This is a genomic window from Hyphomonas sp., assembly GCF_041398385.1.
In the GTDB taxonomy this organism is placed as follows: Bacteria; Pseudomonadota; Alphaproteobacteria; order Caulobacterales; family Hyphomonadaceae; genus Hyphomonas.
Genome location: NZ_JAWKUW010000004.1, coordinates 48071 through 67737 on the forward strand (window position 1 = coordinate 48071; position 19667 = coordinate 67737).

9 protein-coding genes are annotated in these 19667 nt (G+C 61.3%); 6 read left to right on the forward strand and 3 right to left on the reverse strand.

Translation table 11 applies throughout. The features are described 5' to 3' along the window. Window positions 1–25: 25 nt before the first annotated feature. The gene (rpsD, locus tag R3C13_RS09400; protein WP_371310563.1) at window positions 26–643 is read right to left on the reverse strand and encodes a 30S ribosomal protein S4; all 618 of its coding nucleotides are present in this window, start codon (window positions 641–643) and stop codon (window positions 26–28) included. Between the two features lie 172 nt (window positions 644–815). On the opposite strand from rpsD, the gene R3C13_RS09405 reads away from it, so the two are divergent. After that, window positions 816–1631, forward strand: coding sequence for an SDR family NAD(P)-dependent oxidoreductase (locus tag R3C13_RS09405; protein WP_371310564.1), 816 nt, complete (start codon window positions 816–818; stop codon window positions 1629–1631). 4 nt (window positions 1632–1635) lie between these two features. Here R3C13_RS09405 and R3C13_RS09410 read toward each other — a convergent pair whose 3' ends face one another. Then, window positions 1636–2844, reverse strand: coding sequence for a CaiB/BaiF CoA transferase family protein (locus R3C13_RS09410; protein ID WP_371310565.1), 1209 nt, complete (start codon window positions 2842–2844; stop codon window positions 1636–1638). A gap of 306 nt (window positions 2845–3150) precedes the next feature. Between R3C13_RS09410 and R3C13_RS09415 the strand changes: the two genes are divergently transcribed. From R3C13_RS09415 to R3C13_RS09430, 4 genes are all read left to right on the forward strand, one after another. Beyond that, a complete protein-coding gene (locus R3C13_RS09415; RefSeq protein WP_371310566.1) occupies window positions 3151–4692 on the forward strand; it encodes a PfaD family polyunsaturated fatty acid/polyketide biosynthesis protein in 1542 nt (513 codons plus the stop codon). After that, window positions 4692–8627 (forward strand): beta-ketoacyl synthase N-terminal-like domain-containing protein, encoded by a 3936-nt coding sequence (locus tag R3C13_RS09420; protein WP_371310567.1) that lies wholly within the window; start codon window positions 4692–4694, stop codon window positions 8625–8627. Before R3C13_RS09415 ends, R3C13_RS09420 begins: the two co-directional genes overlap by 1 nt. A 107-nt stretch (window positions 8628–8734) precedes the next feature. Further along, a complete protein-coding gene (locus tag R3C13_RS09425; protein WP_371310568.1) occupies window positions 8735–10072 on the forward strand; it encodes an SDR family NAD(P)-dependent oxidoreductase in 1338 nt (445 codons plus the stop codon). After that, on the forward strand, window positions 10069–16149 hold the full coding sequence (locus R3C13_RS09430; RefSeq protein ID WP_371310569.1) for a beta-ketoacyl synthase N-terminal-like domain-containing protein: 6081 nt from the start codon (window positions 10069–10071) through the stop codon (window positions 16147–16149). The genes R3C13_RS09425 and R3C13_RS09430 overlap by 4 nt, the downstream gene beginning before the upstream one ends. Here R3C13_RS09430 and R3C13_RS09435 read toward each other — a convergent pair. After that, on the reverse strand, window positions 16112–16822 hold the full coding sequence (locus R3C13_RS09435) for a 4'-phosphopantetheinyl transferase superfamily protein (RefSeq protein WP_371310570.1): 711 nt from the start codon (window positions 16820–16822) through the stop codon (window positions 16112–16114). The genes R3C13_RS09430 and R3C13_RS09435 overlap by 38 nt on opposite strands. 154 nt (window positions 16823–16976) lie before the next feature. Between R3C13_RS09435 and R3C13_RS09440 the strand changes: the two genes are divergently transcribed. Beyond that, a complete protein-coding gene (locus R3C13_RS09440; RefSeq protein ID WP_371310571.1) occupies window positions 16977–19658 on the forward strand; it encodes a glycoside hydrolase family 3 C-terminal domain-containing protein in 2682 nt (893 codons plus the stop codon). The last annotated feature ends 9 nt before the right edge of the window (window positions 19659–19667 follow it).

Consider the following 19667-nt stretch of genomic DNA (forward strand, 5'->3'; position numbering starts at 1 on the left):
GGAAAGTTCAAGAAAAACAGGTCTCTTACGAGGAGTAGAATTCGACCACCTGGGCCGGTTCCATCTTCACCGGATACGGCACATCAGCCAGTTCCGGAACCCGCGTGTAAGTGGCGGACATCGCCTTCGGGTCGACTTCGACATATTCCGGGACGTCGCGCTCAGGGCTGCCGAGAGCTTCAAGAACCAGCGCCATGTTGCGCGACTTCTCGCGAACCTGGACGACGTCGCCCGGCTTCAGGCGGGCCGAACCGATATTGCAGCGGCGGCCGTTCACAAGCACATGGCCGTGGTTCACGAACTGGCGGGCAGCGAAGATCGTCGGAACGAACTTGGCGCGGTAGACGATCGCGTCTAGGCGCGATTCCAGAAGGCCGATCAGGTTCTCGGCGGTGTTGCCCTTCATACGGGCAGCTTCTTCATAGGTCCGCGCGAACTGCTTTTCGGTCAGGTCGCCGTAGTAGCCCTTGAGCTTCTGCTTCGCCATGAGCTGCATACCGAAGTCGGACGTCTTGCCGCGACGGTTCTGACCGTGCTGGCCCGGCTTGTAGTTGCGCTTGTTGACCGGAGATTTCGGACGACCCCAGATGTTTTCACCAACACGGCGGTCGATCTTGTACTTCGCGCTATGGCGACGTGACATTGTAGTACCTCATTGTCAGCGCGGGCCGGTGGACTGGCTCATTCCTGTCCACGATTACAACGGCGGCTCCGCACCTACCCGTCATGAAGGAGCGGGTAAAACACCAATCTGACAGTGGCGTCAAGCAGCGCAGCTGCTACACAAGAGAGAACAGGACACACGGGAGGAAAAGATGGGGCTTCTTGAGGGACGGGTCGCGCTCGTTACGGGCGCCGGAAGCGGCATCGGCCGGGCGGCGGCACTGGCGCTGGCTGCTGAGGGAGCTGCCGTCGTTATTACAGATATCGACGCAGAAGGACTGGCGGGCACGGCGGCGACGATCGGCGAGGCCGGCGGAAAGGCCCTGCCCCTAGCGCAGGATGTGACCGACGAGGCGGCGTGGGAAACTGTGTTCGACACGGCGGGGGATGAATTGGGGCCCGTCACCGTCCTGGTGAATAACGCAGGCATTGCCGTAGGGGGTGCCATAATTGACCTTACGCTCGCCGATTGGCAGCGCCAGATGCGCGTAAACGTCGACAGCGTCTTCCTCGGCACCCGTGCGGCCATTCAAAGGATGAAGGATACCGGCGGTTCGATCATCAACCTGTCTTCCGTGGCCGGGCTGAGAGGCTCGGCTGGGCTTAGTGCCTACTGTACGTCAAAGGGTGCAGTCCGCCTGTTCACCAAATCCGCCGCGGTGGAGTGCGCACAGGCCGGTTGGAATATCCGGATCAATTCGGTTCATCCCGGAATCATCGACACGCCGATCTGGCAGAAGTCCATCACCGCAGCGACCGACAGCATGCCGGCGGATATGGCGGCGGCGCTGAAACCCGAAGGCTCTAACGCCATGAACGTAAACGTGCTCGCAGCAGGCGTCGCGCCGATGGGCCGCCCCGGCCGGCCGGGGGAAATCGCGGACATGATCGTCTTCCTGGCTTCGGACAGGTCGAGCTATGCGACGGGACAAGAATTCATCGTCGATGGCGGCATGACCGCCCGCTAGGCGCTCAGACGATCCCGCTCTTTTCGAGCTTTTCGATCTGTTCCGGGGTCAGTTCAAGGATTTCCGAGAGCACTTCAGCCGTGTGCTGGCCGAGCCTGTCGGGGCCCGCCCAGCGCACACCGCCCGGCGTTGCCGAGAGCTTTGGGACCACGCCCTGCTGCATGATGCCGGGCCAACGCTCGGACGCGACCTCAATGAGGCTCTGCCGCGCCTGATAATGCGGGTCTTCCAGCATGTCGGCGGCGCGGAAAACGCGGCCGACCGGCACGGATGCCGCGACCATGGTGGCCTCGATTTCGTCGATGGTCCGCTGAGAGGTCCATGCCTGGATAATTCCGTCCAGCGCAGCCATGTTGGCGCCCCGGCCGGCATGGGTCGAGAAGCGCGGATCGTCCTTGAGGTCCGGCTGGCCAATAGCCTTACAGAGCCGGGCGAACACTGTTGGCTGGTTGGCTGCGATGATGACCATGCCGTCGCTGCCATCATAGATGTTAGACGGCGCAATCGACGGCAGGACAGAGCCTGACCGCTCCCGCGTGTATCCTTCAAACTGGTATTCCGGCACGAGCCCTTCCATGAAGCCGAGCACCGACTCGTAGATGCTGGTGTCGACCATCTGGCCTTCGCCCGTGCGGTCGCGATGGTGCAGGGCAGCGAGGGCGCCAAAAGCGGAAAACAGGCCCGCCAGAGAATCGCCGAGCGATATGCCGGCCCGGGACGGCTTCCGGTCCGCCTCCCCCATCAGGTAACGCACGCCACCCATCGCTTCGCCGACGGATGCATAACCGGGGCGGGACGCATAAGGCCCGGTCTGCCCATAGCCGGACACGCGGATCATGATGAGGCGCGGATTGACCTGCTTCAGCACGTCATAGCCGAGGCCCCATTTTTCCAGCGTTCCGGGCCGAAAGTTTTCGATCAGGAAGTCGGCTTCACCGACCAGCTGTTTCAGTAGCCGCTGTCCTTCATCCTGGCGCAGATCCAGAGTGATACAGCGTTTCCCGCGGGCGCAGACGCTCCACCACAATGGAAATCCCTCCCTGCCCCATTCACGCAGGGGATCGCCCTGGTTCGGCGGTTCGACCTTGATGACGTCGGCGCCCATGTCGGCGAACATCTGGCCGCAAAACGGGCCCGCAACGAGCTGACCCAGTTCGATGACGCGGAGATCCTGGAGCGGGCCCTGCCGCCCGGCGGTGTTTTCGCTTTGCATGCTGTCAGATGCCGGCAGAGACCGCTGCTTGTCCAGCGGCCGCTGTTAATGTTTCGGGCGTCTCCGCCATTGCCTGCTACTTATGGTGGCAAATTGTCCCGATTGGCTGATGCGCCGCTTAAAGGCATTTTAAGAATCTCGCATTTCTGTAGAATCTGTTGCAAATTCGCTTTTCTGGCCGTTAGAAAAATGGCTCAGAAAGAAGATGAAAGGCGGGTTTTCGAGGGGCGAGCGTTTTTCATTCGCTTAATTTTAAGTAGCGACCGCTAAGAAGATTGCGGTCCAGAAGACAAGAAATGTCAAAGCATGAACGTGATAGACACGATCATCGACAACCCTCGTGTGCCAGCGACGCTGACCCAGGTGGAAGATGCTGTCATTGCGCGCCCGGCAAAGGGCGCAGCAGCGGCAGGCGCGAGCGAGCTGCCACCTATCTATCCTGAATGGCTGGGCGATCGCGCTTTTGCGGCGACTCATGGGGCGCGCTTCAACTATGTCGTCGGTGAGATGGCACGGGGCATCGCGACGCCTCAGATGGTTGTCGCAGCGGTGCGCGCCGGATGTGTCGGCTTTTATGGCAGTGCGGGCCTGCCGCCAGATGTCATCGAGGGCGGGGTGCGCGAAATTCGCGGCCAGCTGGTACCCGATCAGATCGCCTGGGGCGCGAACCTCATCCATACGCCGCAGCAGCCGGGCTATGAGGCGGCTGTCGTCGACCTCTTCCTGCGCGAGGGCGTCCACCGCGTTTCGGCGTCGGCTTACATGCGCTTGTCGCCCGACATCGTGCGCTTCACGGCGTTGGGACTTGCGCGAGCGGCCGATGGCCGGATCGAACGGCGTCATCATGTGTTCGCGAAAGTCTCGCGGGCGGAGGTGGCTGAACAGTTCATTGCGCCGGCTCCAGCCAAAATCTTGCAGGAACTGGTCGCCGCCGGCCAGATCACGCCGGAGCAAGCCGAACTTGCCGGTCAGGTTCCGGTGGCCGTCGAGATCACTGCGGAAGCAGATAGTGGCGGACATACGGACAATCGCGCCGCGGCGCCGCTGTTTTCTTCCATTTCGCTCGCTCGGGACCGCGTGGCCGCCAAGACGGGGATAGATCCCGACACTGTCCGGATCGGTCTCGCTGGCGGGATTGCGACGCCGCATGGGGTCGCTGCGGCATTCCAGATGGGCGCCGCTTATGTTCTGACCGGGTCCATCAACCAGTCGGCGGTCGAATCCGGCCTGTCCCTGCCCGCCCGCCAGTTGCTGGCGAAGGCCGGCCCGGCGGACGTCGCCATGGCGCCCGCGGCCGACATGTTTGAACAGGGCGTCGAAGTACAGGTGCTGAAACGCGGAACGCTGTTTGCGATGCGCGCGAAGAAACTCCACGCGCTTTATCGCGCCGGCGCAGCATTCGAGACGATGGATGAGAAAGACCGCGTCTGGCTGGAAGACGTGATCGGGGAGCCTTTCGAAAAGGCATGGGCCGATACGCGCGACTATATCCGCAAAGCCAATCCGCGAGAGGCAGACAAAGCCGAGACGGATGGCAACAAGCGGCTGGCGCTAGTTGCGCGGCGGTATCTTTTTCAGGGCGCGCAATGGGCACGTGACGGCGACCCGAGCCGCGTGGCTGACTACCAGATCTGGTGCGGCCCTGCGCAGGGCGCATTCAATGAATGGGTCGCGGGAACCTTCCTTGAAGACATTTCCAACCGGACGGTCGCACAGATCGCCTGGAACCTGATGGAAGGTGCCGCCCGGATCAGCCGGGCCGCGCAGCTGCGCGCCTCCGGCGTCGCGGTGCCGCCGAGCGCCTTCTCCTACACCCCTCAACACTTTGCTGAACCAGGACGTGCCTGATGCCGAAACAGACCGCTCATCCAATCGCTGTCGTGGGCATGGGGGCCGTCTTCCCCGGCCGTGGCGATGTGACGGGCTTCTGGCGTGACCTGTTCGAAGGTCGCGACCTGATACGGGATGTTCCGTCTACGCACTGGCTGATCGACGACTATTTTGACGAAGACCCGAAAAAGAAGGACCGGACGTATGGCCGCCGCGGCGGCTTCATCGATCCGGTCGCGTTCGATCCGATGTCCTTCGGCATTCCGCCCAAGGCTATGGAGGGCACCGATACGGCACAGCTGCTGGCGCTGATCGCGGCGCAGATGACGCTGGACGATATTGCGCGCGATTCCGGCGGGCAGATCGACAAGTCGCGCACCAGCATCGTTCTTGGCGTTGCAAGCGCGACGGAACTTACGGCGCATATGGCCGGGAGGCTCCAGAGGCCCGCATGGATCAATGCAATGCGGCAGGCCGGGCTCGCGGAGAGCCAGGTGCAGGACATCGCAAAGAAAATCGAAGACCATTATGTCGAGTGGCAGGAGGCGACCTTCCCCGGCCTGCTCGGCAATGTCATCGCCGGGCGCGTGGCCAATCGCTTTGATCTTGGCGGCAGCAACTATGTGACCGATGCAGCTTGCGCGTCGAGCTTGTCAGCCTTGCAGATTGCCCTGCATGAATTGCGGGCCGGCGATTCCGATACGGTGCTAACCGGCGGCGTCGACGCGCTGAATGACATCCTCATGTTCATGTGCTTTTCGAAGACACCGGCGTTGTCGCCAAGCGGCGATTGCCGGCCGTTTTCAATGCAGGCCGATGGCACCATGCTGGGCGAAGGAATCGGCATGCTGGCGCTGCGCCGTCTCGACGACGCCGAACGCGATGGGAATACGATCCACGCCTTGATCCGCGGACTTGGTGGCGCGTCGGACGGCAAGGGAACAGCCATTTACAGTCCGGCTCCAACCGGACAGGCGCGCGCCCTGAAGCGCGCCTATGAACAGGCAGGCTACGGCCCCGAGGACGTCGACCTGGTCGAAGCGCACGGCACAGGCACCAAGGCCGGAGACAAGGCAGAAATTGAGGGCCTGCATCTGGTCTTTAAAAATGAAGACGGTGCAGACCCCTGGTGTGCGCTCGGATCAGTAAAATCTCAGATCGGGCACACGAAGGCAGCCGCCGGATCGGCGAGCCTTATCAAGGCTGTCAGTGCGCTCAGCCGTAAGGTGATGCCTCCGACCATCAAGGTGGAAGAGCCGGCTGAAAGCATCCAGAAAAGCCCGGTGTTCTATCTGAACACTGAGGCCCGTCCATGGATCTCCTCGCCGTCCAGGCCGCGCCGCGCCTCCGTCAGCTCCTTCGGTTTCGGAGGCAGCAACTTCCATGTGACGTTGGAGGAATACACCGGCAAGACCGCTGTCCAGCCCTGGCGGACCCTGCCGTCGGAACTGTTCCTTCTGTCCGCACCTTCGGCAGACAGCCTTGCCTCGAGCATCGATGCTCTGCGTCAAGACGATCTGACTTCTTCATTTGCCGGTCGCGCTTCGGCATCTCATACCGCTTACAAAGCCGAGCATCCGGCTCGTGCGGCGATTATTGCGGAGTCTCCGCCCGACCTTTCCGCGAAGGCCAGCGCGCTTGCCGACATGATCCGGCGCGGAGAAGTCGGCAAACGTCCCTTGAAGCCGGGAACTCATGTGTCGCTGGATCCGGCAAAGCCCGGTAAGGTCGCCTTCTTGTTCTCGGGACAGGGCAGCCAGTATGTCGGCATGGGCGCCGATCTTGCGATGGCGTTTCCCGGCGCACGCGAAGCGTGGGACGAAGCGGCCGGCCATGAACGCACCGGACCATTGAAGCTACACCGGCTCGCCTTCCCTCCGTCTGCTTTCGACCAGATCGAACATGGCGAGCAGTCTGAACGCCTGACTGCGATGCAGCATGCCCAGCCGGCCATTGCGGCAGTGGCGCTGTCGCATCTTGCGCTACTCTCCGACGCAGGGATCGACGCTGAAATGGCGGCGGGCCACAGTTTCGGCGAGATCATGGCGCTGCACTATGGTGGTGCATTCACCGCGAAGGCGGCATTGACCGCGGCGGCAGAGCGCGGCGCCCTGATGGCCGAGGCAGCTCAGTCTACGTCGGGCAGCATGTTTGCCGTACAAGCTAGCGCGGAAGCGGTTTCCGGCATTGTTGCAAAATTCGCTCCCGACCTGGTGCTGGCGAATGATAACGGGCCGAGCCAGACCGTCCTGTCCGGGCCGACAGATGTTGTGAACCAGGCTGTGAAAGCCTGCACGGAGGCGGGCCTCAAGGCGCGCCTCCTGCCTGTGGCGACGGCGTTCCATTCCCGGATTGTCGAAGGCGCGGTCGCTCCGTTCCAGGAGATTCTCGCCAAGCTCAAGCCCCGCAAGCCCAGGCGGAAGGTTTATGCCAATGCCAGCGCGTTGCCCTATGATGCGCCGGCCAGCAGGTTGCCGGAGACGATTGCCGGACAACTCGCCAGCCCGGTCAGGTTCCGCGAACTCGTAGAGAACATGTACGCCGACGGAGCGCGGATCTTCGTCGAAGTTGGTCCCGGTTCCGTTGTTACCGGGCTTGTTGACGATGTGCTGGGCAATCGGCCGCATATGGCTGTTGCGCTCGACAACAAGCGCATGAATGGCGTTGCTCAGTTCCTGTCCACACTCGGCGCGCTGAGCGTTGCGGGTGTTGAAGTGGATTTCGCGCGACTCTTTGCAAAGATGCCGGCAGCGCCCACAAAGCCAGCGCCTTCGAAACACGCCGTGCTTATTTCCGGCGCCAATTATGGCAAGCCGTATCCGCCCGCTGAGGGTGCGAGTGGCCGTGCCGCCGCAAACCCGGAGTCGCTCGCGGCCGCTCCTGACGCGGCTCCTGTAGCCGCAACCACATCACCCCTCACCATTTCCCCGCCTCCCAAACAAGCCGGTGCCAAGATGACTGATCAATCCCGCCTTCCGACTCCGCAAGTTCCGGCACAGGCCGCCTATTCCGTACACGGCAGCAGCGCCGTGGAGCGCGTGATGATGGAAGTCTCGCGCCGTCATGCGGAATACCTCCACATGACTTCATCGGCTCATACAGCCTATATGAACACCGTGGCTCAGGTGCTGACCGGCATTCCGCAGGAAGCTGTCCACATTGCACCGCCTGTCCTTAGCGCGCCGGAACCGTTGCCAGCGCCTCTTCCGGCCCCTGCTCCGGAACCCTATGTGAATGGACATGTTTCTGAGCCGCTCGCCAAGCCCGTTGCGTCGAGTGTGCCGCCACTGCAGCCGGCAGCACCAGCATCGGTTGCGAAAGCGGCGCCAGCGGCCCCCACGCCACGAGCGACCGCCCCGGTCGTTGTCGCCAAGCCGCCCGTTCCTGCAGCGCCAGCGATCGATGCTGTTGCCATTGTCCGCGGTATCATTTCCGAGAAGACCGGGTATCCGGAAGACATGCTGGATATCGACATGGACCTCGAAGGGGAACTTGGCGTCGACTCCATCAAACAGGTCGAAATCCTGTCCACGCTGCGCGAGCAGATGCCGCACCTGCCGGAAATCGACCCGGAACGCCTGGTCGAATTGCGCACAATTGCCTCAATCGCCACTATGATCGACGGCGGAGCACCCGCCCCTGCTCCTGCGACAGTGCCGACGCAACCCATTCAGGCGCCCGCCCCGATGATCAACGGCCATCACGCGGCCCCGGCGAAGAATGGTGCTGTCACTACAGACATGGTCCGTGAGCTGATCGCAGACAAGACGGGCTATCCGACGGATATGCTCGAAGATGACATGGATCTTGAGGGCGAACTGGGCGTCGATTCCATCAAGCAGGTGGAAATCCTGTCGGCCCTGCGCGACCAGCATCCGGATCTTCCGGAAGTCGATCCTGAATCTCTTGCAGAACTGCGCACGATCCGGGCGATTGCCGATTTTTTTGCCTGAGGGGCGGTGCGCCACTGACGGCGGTCCGTCCCCGCACGCCTGATGCGGATCTGGTACCTTATGCCAGCACGGTGAGACCGCTGCTGGCGCACAGGCTGTGCGGATATATGCCTGATGCCGGGGCGATCGCCGGACAGAAAATTGAAGTCACCCGGGCGGCAATGGAAGAAGCGCGCGCCATTGAAGGCGCCCTGATCCGGCTGGGAGCATCCATCTCCATTGTCAGCGCGCCCACCGGTCAGGCCGATGCCTGTATCCTTACAGAAGCGCTGGCGGACGGTGCGATTTCCGACCGGCATTTCCAGGTTCTGGACCTGTGCAGGGCACATGCCGCCACGCCCATGATCGTCCTGGATCGTGCCGATGCTTCCGGGGTGCGTGCCCTGGGAGGATGCGGCGGCCTTGTCCGCACGTTGAGGCTTGAACGACCGGACGCGCAGATCCGCACTTTGTCACTTGGCCGCTACGCAAACGCCGCTGAGGCAGCCAAAAGAATGGCCGCGGGACTGGGCGTCGATGCGGCGGATGTGATGCTCGAACCGGATGGCATTTATGTGCAAACATTAGGAGGCCCTCTCAATCCTCCTGATACGGTAAATCATACCGGCGCTGATGGCGTCTGGCTGGTGACGGGAGGTGCGCGCGGGGTGACGTCCGATTGCGCGGTTGAGGTTGCCCGCCGCACCCAAGGGCACTTCATCCTGATGGGCCGGTCTGCCCAGACCGCGTGGCCGGCATGGCTGGAGCCTGTGCCGGACCTGAAATCGCTCCGGGCCACGCTGGCCCGCAATTCTGGCCGGGACGATGTGCCGAAGCGGCCTGCGGACATTGACCGTCTAGCACGACAGCTGCTCGCTAGCCGGGAGATAGATGAGACGCTTGCGCGCATTCGCGACACAGGGACGACTGCCGCATACGTGCCTGTGGATCTGTCAGATTCTGCGCGCATTAAAAGTGCGCTCGAGCCAGCGCTCGGTGGGCAAACAGTATCCGGGCTTATCCATGGCGCTGGTGTTCTCGCCGATGCCCATGTCGACAAGCAAACCGAGGAAAGCTTCGGGACCGTGTTCGGCCCGAAAGTCGATGGGCTTGTCGCCCTGCTCGATTGTCTCGACATGAGCGCTCTTCGACATGTCGCCCTATTCTCTTCGGCCTCCGCCGTGTTCGGGAATCCCGGACAGGCGAACTATGCCGCTGCCAACGCCTGGCTCAATCATGCGGCAGGCGTCATCCGCAAGGCTTCCGAAACGATCAAAGTCCGCTCCTTCTGTTGGGGGCCTTGGGAAGGCGGCATGGTCGATGAAGGCCTCGCAAAAATGTTTGCGGCCCGCGGCATTCCCCTGATCGCCCGCGCGGAAGGCGCACGCATTCTCGCCGACCAGATTCTTGATGCAGAACACGATCACCTGCTCCTGACCGTCGGCGAGGAGTGGGGCGCGGAATGACGTCATTCGAGCCGATCGCCATTGTCGGCCAGGGCTGCGTGCTGCCCGGTGCGCTTTCACCGGATGCCCTCAGCGATGTCGTGTTCGGGAAATCGCTGGTCTACGGCTCAGTATCGCCTTCATCACTCGACGTCCCCTCAGGATCGCGGAACGGGCAGAAATTCGTATCCGGCCGGGTCTCGGGATTTGAACAGGTCTTCGATCCATCCAGGGCGCGGTTGAAATCCTGGAATGCCGGGACTCTCGATCCCGTTTGCGCATGGCCTTTATACGCCGCGCTTGAAGCCTGGAAGGATGCGGGTACGCCGAAAGTGCGCCCGACGGCGCTCGGCGTGTTCGTCGCGAATCTCTCCTATCCGTCGGCCGGGCATGTTGCCTATGCGTCGGAATTCTGGCGCGGCGGGCAACCCGGACAGGCTGAGCGCGTCCTTACATCCGAATTGCCTGCCTTCGTGATCGCTGAGGCGCTGAAGGCCAAAGGCCCCTGCCTCGCGCTTGATGCGGCATGCGCCTCCTCGCTCTACGCGATCGACATTGCGTGCCGCCGCCTGCAAAACGGAGCAATTGACTGTGCCGTTGTCGCCGGTGTCAACGCGACGGATAATCTGATCCTGCATATCGGCTTCAAGGCGCTCAACGCGATCAGCCAGACCGGGCGTTCAAGACCATTTGTTCAGGGAGCTGATGGACTGGTCCCGTCCGAAGGTGCGGCAGCAATTATCCTGAAACGTGTGCAAGACGTTGAGCCGGGTGAAAAAGTCTACGGCCTGATCCGTGGTACCGGCCTGTCAAACGATGGAAGGCGCAAGGGCCTGCTCGCCCCCAGTGACGAGGGGCAGAAAGACGCGCTTCAGCGCGCTTATGTCGGATCGGGGATTCAGCCTAAGGATATTCAGTTCCTGGAATGCCACGCCACGGGCACACCGGTCGGTGACGGCGTCGAGCTTGAAGCTGCTGCAGATTTCTTCAAGGGCGCGGGGCGCCTTCCCATCGGATCGCTGAAGGCAAACACCGGCCATCTCATTACGGTTGCGGGCCTTGCGAGTCTCCTGAAGCTCACCGCAGCGATGGAGCGCGAAGAGTTACCGCCCACACCTGTAGATGGCGACCTGATCGCAGGCGCAAAAGCCGGCGTGCTCGGTGTTCTGACCACTGCCGAAAACTGGCCGGCCGGCGCCGGGCCCCGCCGGGCTGGGCTCAGCAATTTCGGTTTCGGTGGCAACAATGCCCATCTGATCCTGGAAGAATACAAGCCTGTCAGCCGACCGGCACGGAGCAAACCCTCACGTACTTTGCCTGTTGAAGATGTCGTCATCTGCGGCGTGGGCCTGATGGCTGGATCGGACAGGAACAGCGATGCCGTGCTTCGCCGCCTGATGAACCAACCTGTCATCCCGCCGCGGCCCATGGCCGAAATCGGAGCGGATGCGGCCGGCGCGCGCGTGCCACCGCGCGATCTTGCCGAGGCTGAGCCCCAGCAGCTTGCGATCCTGTCGGTTGTCAACGAGGCGTTTCTTTCCGTCGAACCGGCCGCGAAAGAAAGGACCGGCGTCTTCACCGCCATGACCTGTGCCGCGGACTCTGCCCGCTGGCCATTCCGGGAGCGGTGCGACACGGACGCGAATGCCGATCTCGACGCGATTGTTCCCGCGCTGAATTCAGCCATGGTTATGGGGGCCATGGCGAACATGACGGCCAACCGCATCACCTATGCGCGCGATCTCGAGGGCATGGGGTTCGCAGTATCGGCCGGCACGGCGAGTAGTGCCGCAGTCCTGGATCTTGCCCTGGTGGCGCTACAATCCGGTACGCTCGACCTTGCAATCGTTGCGGCCGCTGATTTTGCCGCTGAACCCGTCCGCGCCGCGGCGTTGAGGGATTTAGAGGGAATTTCGCGTCCGGGCGACATGGCTGCGGCGCTCGTCCTGAAGCGAAGGAGCGCCGCGGAAGCAGCTGGTGACCACATTTTTGGAACATTGAATGCCGTTGAGTGGGCATCCAGAAGAACCAAGCAGGAACCGGTCGGCCTCGCAGATTTTTATGGCGCCGCCCCCGTTGCTGAACCTCTCGCCGACCTTGCGATTTCCTGTCAGCTGCAGGCCCACAGCCATGTCCTGGAACACGAAGGTGCTGTCCTTTCGCTCGTTCCCGCCCGTACAGTCCGCAGTATCCATGCGAAGGCGCATCAGACGGCAGGAGCGAGCGCCATTCTATGGGAGCCGGCACCACCGCGGATCCTTCCGGACCGTCTGCGCCCGCCACCATTCTTTTTTTACGCAGCTGCGTCAACTTACGAAAAGCTCGCAGAACGGATTGAAGACAGAAAGCCGGGCGGCCGCGGAAAGGCGCGGATCGCCGTCGTGCATGAAGCGGAAGAAGGATTCGAAGCAGCGCTTCGTCAGGCTGTGAAGGCGCTAAAGCGACAGTCAGCACCATCCGGAGCGGGCGTGTATTTCGGTGAAGGTACTCCTGAAGGAGAACTCGCCCTCGTCTTCACAGGCTCGGCTGCGGTTTATCCCCGCGCGGCGCGACGACTTCTGATGGCGTTACCGGAAATTGGCCGGAAGCTTTCCAGTATCCGGCAAGCGCAGGAAATCGCAAAACTCCTTTCGCATTCTGTTTTATCCGAATACGAACAACTTTGCACCGGAACGCTGGTAAGCCAGGCGCATGCCATCCTTCTATTAGATATAATGGAGGTAGAACCGGACGCCGCACTGGGGCTCTCGCTTGGGGAATCGAATGCTCTCTTTGCGTTCGGCTTCTGGGATGACCCAGGCGCGTTGTTGAAGGATATTTCGGCTGCCGCGATGTACGAACGCCATCTTGGCGGCGAGTTCGAAACGGCCCGGCAAGCCTGGGGCCCCAATGTGCCGTCTGACTGGACCAATTGGCGCATTCAGGCGCCTGTCGATGCGGTCAGGGCGATATTGCCGAAATACCCTTCGGTTGAGATCACGATTGTCTATACCGACACCGATTGCATGATCGGCGGACCCGCTGACGCGTGCCGGGCACTTGCGCGGTGTTTTGGCGAGGGCGCTGGCGCGAAAATGAGCCAGCACCTCATCGTCCATGCAAAGGCGATGAAACCATTTGAGGAGACGTGGCGGAAACTGCACACCCGGCCGGTATGCAGCAAGCCTTCGGTGCGCCTCTACGCGAATGCGATTCATGGCGCGTATGAGCCGACGGCCGAAAGTGCGGCCGACATGCTGACGCGGCAGGCGGTCGACACAGTCGAATTCCCGCCAACCGTGCGTCAGGCGTGGGACGATGGCGTGCGCACCTTCGTCGAGCTCGGCCCGCGTGATACGCTGACCGCAAGTATCGCGTCCATTCTCGACGGCAAGCCCTTCAAAGCCGCAGCTATGGACCGGATCGAAAAATCCGACCTCGGACAGGTCGCGGAAGTCGCCGCACTCCTGTTTGCCGAAGGCCGCAAGATCAACTTGTCACCTTTGCTTTCGGCGCTCGAAACCGCCCGCCGCAACATGCTCACACCCACAAAGAAATGGACTGTCATGCGACCTGTTCCCTATCCCGCGCCGAAGGTGCCCCAGGAACACCAGAAAACAGACATTCCATTTCCTGAGCCGCCCAGGTTGCGCGTGCCGGACTATGCCAAAGCAGCAGCCCCAGCGCCTGTCGCACAAGCGCCCGCCATCGTTCCCAAACCGATTATTGCTTCCGGAAATTTTCCGGACAAAGTTGTCTGCGGTCGCCGGCCTCTGCCGTCCCGCAAGCCGATAGGCCCCGCCTGGACGCGGCAGGAAATCGAGGCCTCCACTCGCGGGAGCATGTCGGAATTTTTTGGAGCGGAGTTCAAATGTCAGGACGATTACGTCCGTCAGGTGCGGCTGCCTGCGCCGCCACTTCTGCTGGTCGATCGTATCACCGGGATCGATGCACTCCCCGGAGAAGACGCCAAGGGGATAATCTGGACCGAGACAGACCTGTCCAGCCATCTCGATTTTATCCATGACGGGCGCATTCGCCCCGGTCCGCTGATCGAATGCGGACAAGCGGATCTTACACTCATCGGCTGGATGGGCGCGGATTTCCGCAACAAGGACGAACGCGTTTACCGGTTGCTGGGCTGCGAAATCACGTTCCACGACGGAGGACTTCCTGAGGCTGCATCCACACTGAGGTTCCAGATCGAGATTACAGGGCATGCGGAGCTGTCGGGCGTCCGGATGTTCTTCTTTCAGTATGACTGCAAAGCCGATGACCGGCTCGCTTTCTCGGTCCGGCAGGGCCAGGCGGGGTTTTTCACGGATGAAGAACTCGCCGCCGGCAAAGGCGTCATCTGGGACGCGGCGCGGGATAAGCCACCGACGGCGATGCCGACACCGTTCGGGGCCGAACGGGCCAGCGCGCGCAGGCACTTCACCGCAGAACAGGTTGACGCGTTCAGGCGCGGCGACGCGTTCGCCTGCTTCGGGGAAGGATTTGAGGCATGCGCCGCACATTCCAATCCGCCGCGCGGTCCATCGGGCAAGCTCGCACTGTTCGATGAGGTCGAAGCATTCGAACCGCTTGGCGGCCCCTGGGGACGCGGTTATCTCCGCGCGACCGCGCACACGCCGGCTTCAGCCTGGTTCTATGACGGGCACTTCCACAATGACCCTTGCATGCCGGGCACTCTGATGGCGGAGGCAGCGGTTCAGGCACTTGAATTTCACGCTGCCGCCCTTGGATTGACGGTGGAACGCGACGGCTATGTCTTCGAGCCGGTTCCCGGACACACCGCCAAATTCGTATGCCGTGGCCAGGTCGTTCCGGACGCGGACCATGAAGTGACCTATGAAGTCTTCGTCGATGAGGTCATCGATGGCGATACGCCGGAGATTTATGCCTCAATTCTTGCGCGGTCTGATGGCAAAAAAGTCTTCTATTGCCCACGCTTCGGAATTCGCCTTCGCCGGAACTGGAAGGTGCCTCGTATTTCAACCACGCCGAGGGCAATCGGCCCCCTAGGGGAAAGCCGGGGAGACGAAGAAACGCTGCTGGAATGCGCAGACGGCGCTCCATCGGCGGCGTTTGGCGACATGTACCGGAAGTTTGATTCCGAAAGCATCGTTCCGCGGTTGCCGCAGCCGCCCTATCACTTCGTGTCCAGGGTGACATCGGTCTCCTCGCGGCCCGGAACGGAGGAACCCGGCGCCTGGATGACGGCAGAATACGATATTCCGGCCGATGCGTGGTATTTCGACGACAACCTCAATGGCCAGATGCCGTTTGCGGTACTGGCTGAGATTGCGCTGCAGCCCTGCGGTTGGCTCGCGAGCCATTCCGGCTTTGCGGTGCCAGGTGGACTGCGCTTCCGGAACCTCGAAGGCGACGGAGTGCTGTTTGAAGAGGTGCTGCGGTCGGACCAGCGGCTCGATATCCGCAGTGAGCTGACGAATATATCGAAGGCTGGCCCGATGACGCTGGTGTCCTTCGATGTTCAGGTGGATTCGGCGGCGCGGAAGCGGGTGCTGGACCTCAAGACACAGTTCGGCTTCTTCCCTGCGAGCGCCCTCGTCCGCCAGGCGGGACTGGCGGCGCATCCTGAATACGCGGCCGCTTTCAACCTGCCCCGCATGCCAGCGCCGTCAGAGAGCCACGGGCATGATTTGGTAACAGGCCGCCTGCGCATGCTGGATGAAATCGATTATTACGATCCGGCCGGTGGCGTGAATGGTCTAGGGATCATCCGTGGGCAGCAATATGTCGATCCGAATGCCTGGTACTTCAAGGCGCATTTTTACCAGGATCCGGTTCAGCCGGGCTCTCTTGGTCTCGACGCATTGACCCAGCTCCTTTGCCGGATGGTGTGGCTGAAGGGGCTCGCCGACGGCATGAAACGCCCGCATCTGTCCACACTCGCCACGAATGCACCCATCAGATGGAGCTATCGCGGCCAGGTAACGCCCGACCGGAAACAGGTTACCAGCGTCATGGAGATCCAGTCGGTCGAACAGCGCGACAACGATATCCTGATTACGGCGCGGGGAAGCCTCTGGCGCGACGGCCTTCGGGTCTATGAGGTCAAACCCATTTGCGTATCACTGAAGGATTTGGGCTGAGCCTCCGGGCGCACGCCACGATGACCTCTTCAGGTTCGGTGACGGCTACCCTGTAGGTGGCGCCGCCATAACTTAAATCTGCTTCTACGGCGTCGCCCTTCAGCAGCAGCTCTGGAACATGGACGTTTGCCGCGCCTCCGCGCAGTCCGAGACGCGCGGCTTTCAGCACCGACTCCTTGACTGTCCACAAGCGGAAGAATGGACGCCATTCCATGCCGGTAAGCAGTAGCCCTCGCACAATGTCTGCCTCTTCTGGCGCGCATATCATATGCAGGATTGGTTCCCATGAGATTTGTCTCAGGTGCTCGATATCGATGCCGATGTCGGTCGTTTGAGAAGACGCGAGCGCATTCCAGCTGCCAGACCGCGAAAGACTTATCCGGGGGGCATCGCTGGCATCGATCCATGGGGCGCCCTGTCGGTCTTTGATCAGAGGTACATTCGCAGCCGTCCGGCTCGTCAGCCGGCCGATGATTTCACGGCGCGATACGAGATGCGCGGCAAGGCTGCGTCGCATCGCAGGATCCACCAGCTGCCGGATGCGAGCCAGCTCTTCTTCATTCAGGATAGACGCATCGACCGTCTCGTCGATGGACGTGCGCCATATCCAGGCTCCTTCTTTCGACAAGAGCGCGTCGGGTAGATCAGTCATACAAAGCAGGTTGGGCAGCATCCCTCCCTTCCTGTGGGGGAAACGCATCGGGCGCAATCGTGATCGACATTTTTGCTTAAGCAACCGGTTCCCGCTTGCGCCCCGGTGAAGTGCGGGTACTATGATCATGTTAGCGCAAACATATATGAGCGCACGTCTATCCTGGGAGGAAAACATGGCCGCACTCGTACATCCGAGAAAACTCATTGTTTCGACAGGAGTCCTGGCAGTCCTTCTGCTCACGGGCTGTGTTGCAGCAACCGCCCCGGAGGCATCGCCTACAGCAGAGGCGAGCGACGCGTCGCCTTATGAATACCCCTTCCAGAATCCCTCCCTCACGCCGCGCGAGCGCGCTGTCGACCTTGTCGGGCGGATGACGCTCGAAGAAAAAGCCGCCCAGATGTACGACAAGGCACCAGCCATCCCGCGCCTTGGCATCCATGAGTACAATTGGTGGAACGAAGCGCTGCATGGCGTGGCTCGTGCTGGCCATGCCACCGTCTTCCCGCAGGCGATCGGGCTCGCCGCGACATGGGATGAAGACCTGATGCTTCGGATTTCGACAACGATTTCCGACGAGGCGCGTGCGAAGTACAATTTCTATTCGGGAGAAGACGTCTATGCGATGTATGGCGGCCTGACATTCTGGTCTCCGAACATCAACATCTTCCGCGACCCGCGCTGGGGCCGCGGACAGGAAACCTATGGCGAAGACCCTTTCCTGTCGGGCCGCATGGCCGTCAATTTCATCAACGGGATGCAGGGGGACGATGACCATTACTGGAAGACTGTCGCCACCGTGAAGCACTTTGCGGTGCATTCGGGGCCCGAACCATCCCGCCACCGCGACGACTACAATCCAAGCGAGGCCGATCTCTGGGAGACATATCTTTCGCAGTTCAAAATGGCGATTGAAGAAACGGATGTTGCCTCTGTCATGTGCGCCTACAATGCCTATCGCGGCGCGCCTGCCTGCGGCAGCGAAGAACTGATGGTGGACATTCTGCGCGGCAAGCTCGGCTTCGACGGCTATGTCGTTTCCGACTGTGGCGCGATCGGCGATTTCTATTATCCCGAAGCCCATCACTATGTTGACACACGTGCCGAGGCGGCCGCGCTGTCAGTCAAAATGGGCACGGATGTGAACTGTGGCGACGGCCAGGGCAACAAGATGGATGCCCTGCCCGATGCCGTTGCCCAGGGGCTTATTGATGAGAAGACAATCGATCAGGCCGTCATCCGTCTCTATACGGCATTGTTCAAGCTTGGCATGTACGATGATCCGGCATCGGTTCCGTGGTCCGACCTTTCGGTCGATACGGTTGCTAACGCCGAGCACCTCGCCCTCTCAGAAGAGACGGCGCGCAACTCGCTTGTCCTTCTGAAGAATGATGGAATCCTGCCGCTCAAAGGCGGGGAGAAAGTCGCTGTCATAGGTCCGAATGCGGATAACTGGTGGACACTGGTGGCAAATTATTACGGGCGACCGACGTCGCCGGTAACAGCGCTGGAAGGCGTAAGAGCGAAGGCCGGCGAAGCGAATGTCAGCTACGCTCTCGGCTCCAATATCGCGGGCGACATCTATTCCGACTACAAGCCGGTTCCCGCCGCTTCCATGTTCCACGAAGCGGAAGATGGTTCCTACCAGCCGGGCGTCAAAGCCGCCTATTACAAGGACAAATTTCGCACAGGCGAACCCGCGGAAACTAGGATCGAACCGAATGTCGATTTCTTCTGGCTTCGCACTCCCGGCACCGGGGGTCTGAATGATGAATTCGGCGCGACCTGGGAAGGTGTAATTGTTCCGGAACATGACGGCGTCTACCGGTTCCAGCCATCGCGCTGGTCGGAAGTGACGATTGCCGGCCGGAAGGCTGAGACGACGGATGAATTCGTCATGAAGGCCGGCCAGCGCTATCCCTTCCGAATGGACCTGACATTCGATAGCGGCTGGCCGCGGGACCAACTCGACAAGTACGCTTATCTCAACTGGACGGATGTTTCGCGCGACCTGAAAGCCGAAGCGCTGGCGGCAGCAGCGGGTGCGGATGTCATTCTCTTTTTCGGTGGCATCGACGCCAATCTGGAAGGCGAAGAGATGGCCGTTGAGATCGACGGATTCCTGGGGGGTGACCGCACGCACCTGAACCTTCCAAGACCGCAGGAAGATTTGCTGAAAGCCCTGAAGGCAACTGGCAAGCCAATTGTCATGGTCAACTTCTCCGGCAGTGCCATGGCGCTGAACTGGGAAAACGACAATCTGAATGCAATCGTTCAGGCATTCTATCCGGGCGAAAAGGCCGGCAACGCGATTGCCGATTTGCTGTGGGGTGAATTCAGCCCATCCGGGCGCCTTCCGGTGACCTTCTACAAATCGCTCGCCGACCAGCCGGCCTTTGGTGACTACTCAATGGAGAACCGCACCTACAAATACTATTCGGGCGAACCACTCTATCCATTCGGCTACGGACTTAGCTACACTCATTTCGACTATGGCGGATTGTCAATTCCTGACGCCCCCGACGCAAACGATCCGCTGGTCGTCAGCTTCACTGTGATGAACACGGGCGCGATGGAGAGCCGCGAAGTTGTGCAGGCCTATGTGCAGCCTCTGGACCGACCGAACAGGTCGGTGCCGCGGGTTGAACTCGGGGCTTTCGACGTCATCGAACTAGCCCCCGGCGAGTCAAAGCAGGTCAGCCTCACCATCCCGCCCTCTCAGCTCGGCTATTATGACGAGGCCGGCAAGTTCGTTCCGGCAAATGGGCGCGATCTCATCTTGTCAGTCGGCGGAGGCCAGCCGGGAACGACGCAGACCGCGAGCCAGCAGGTCAGATTTATGGCGGCCGAGGATTAAAGGTTCTTC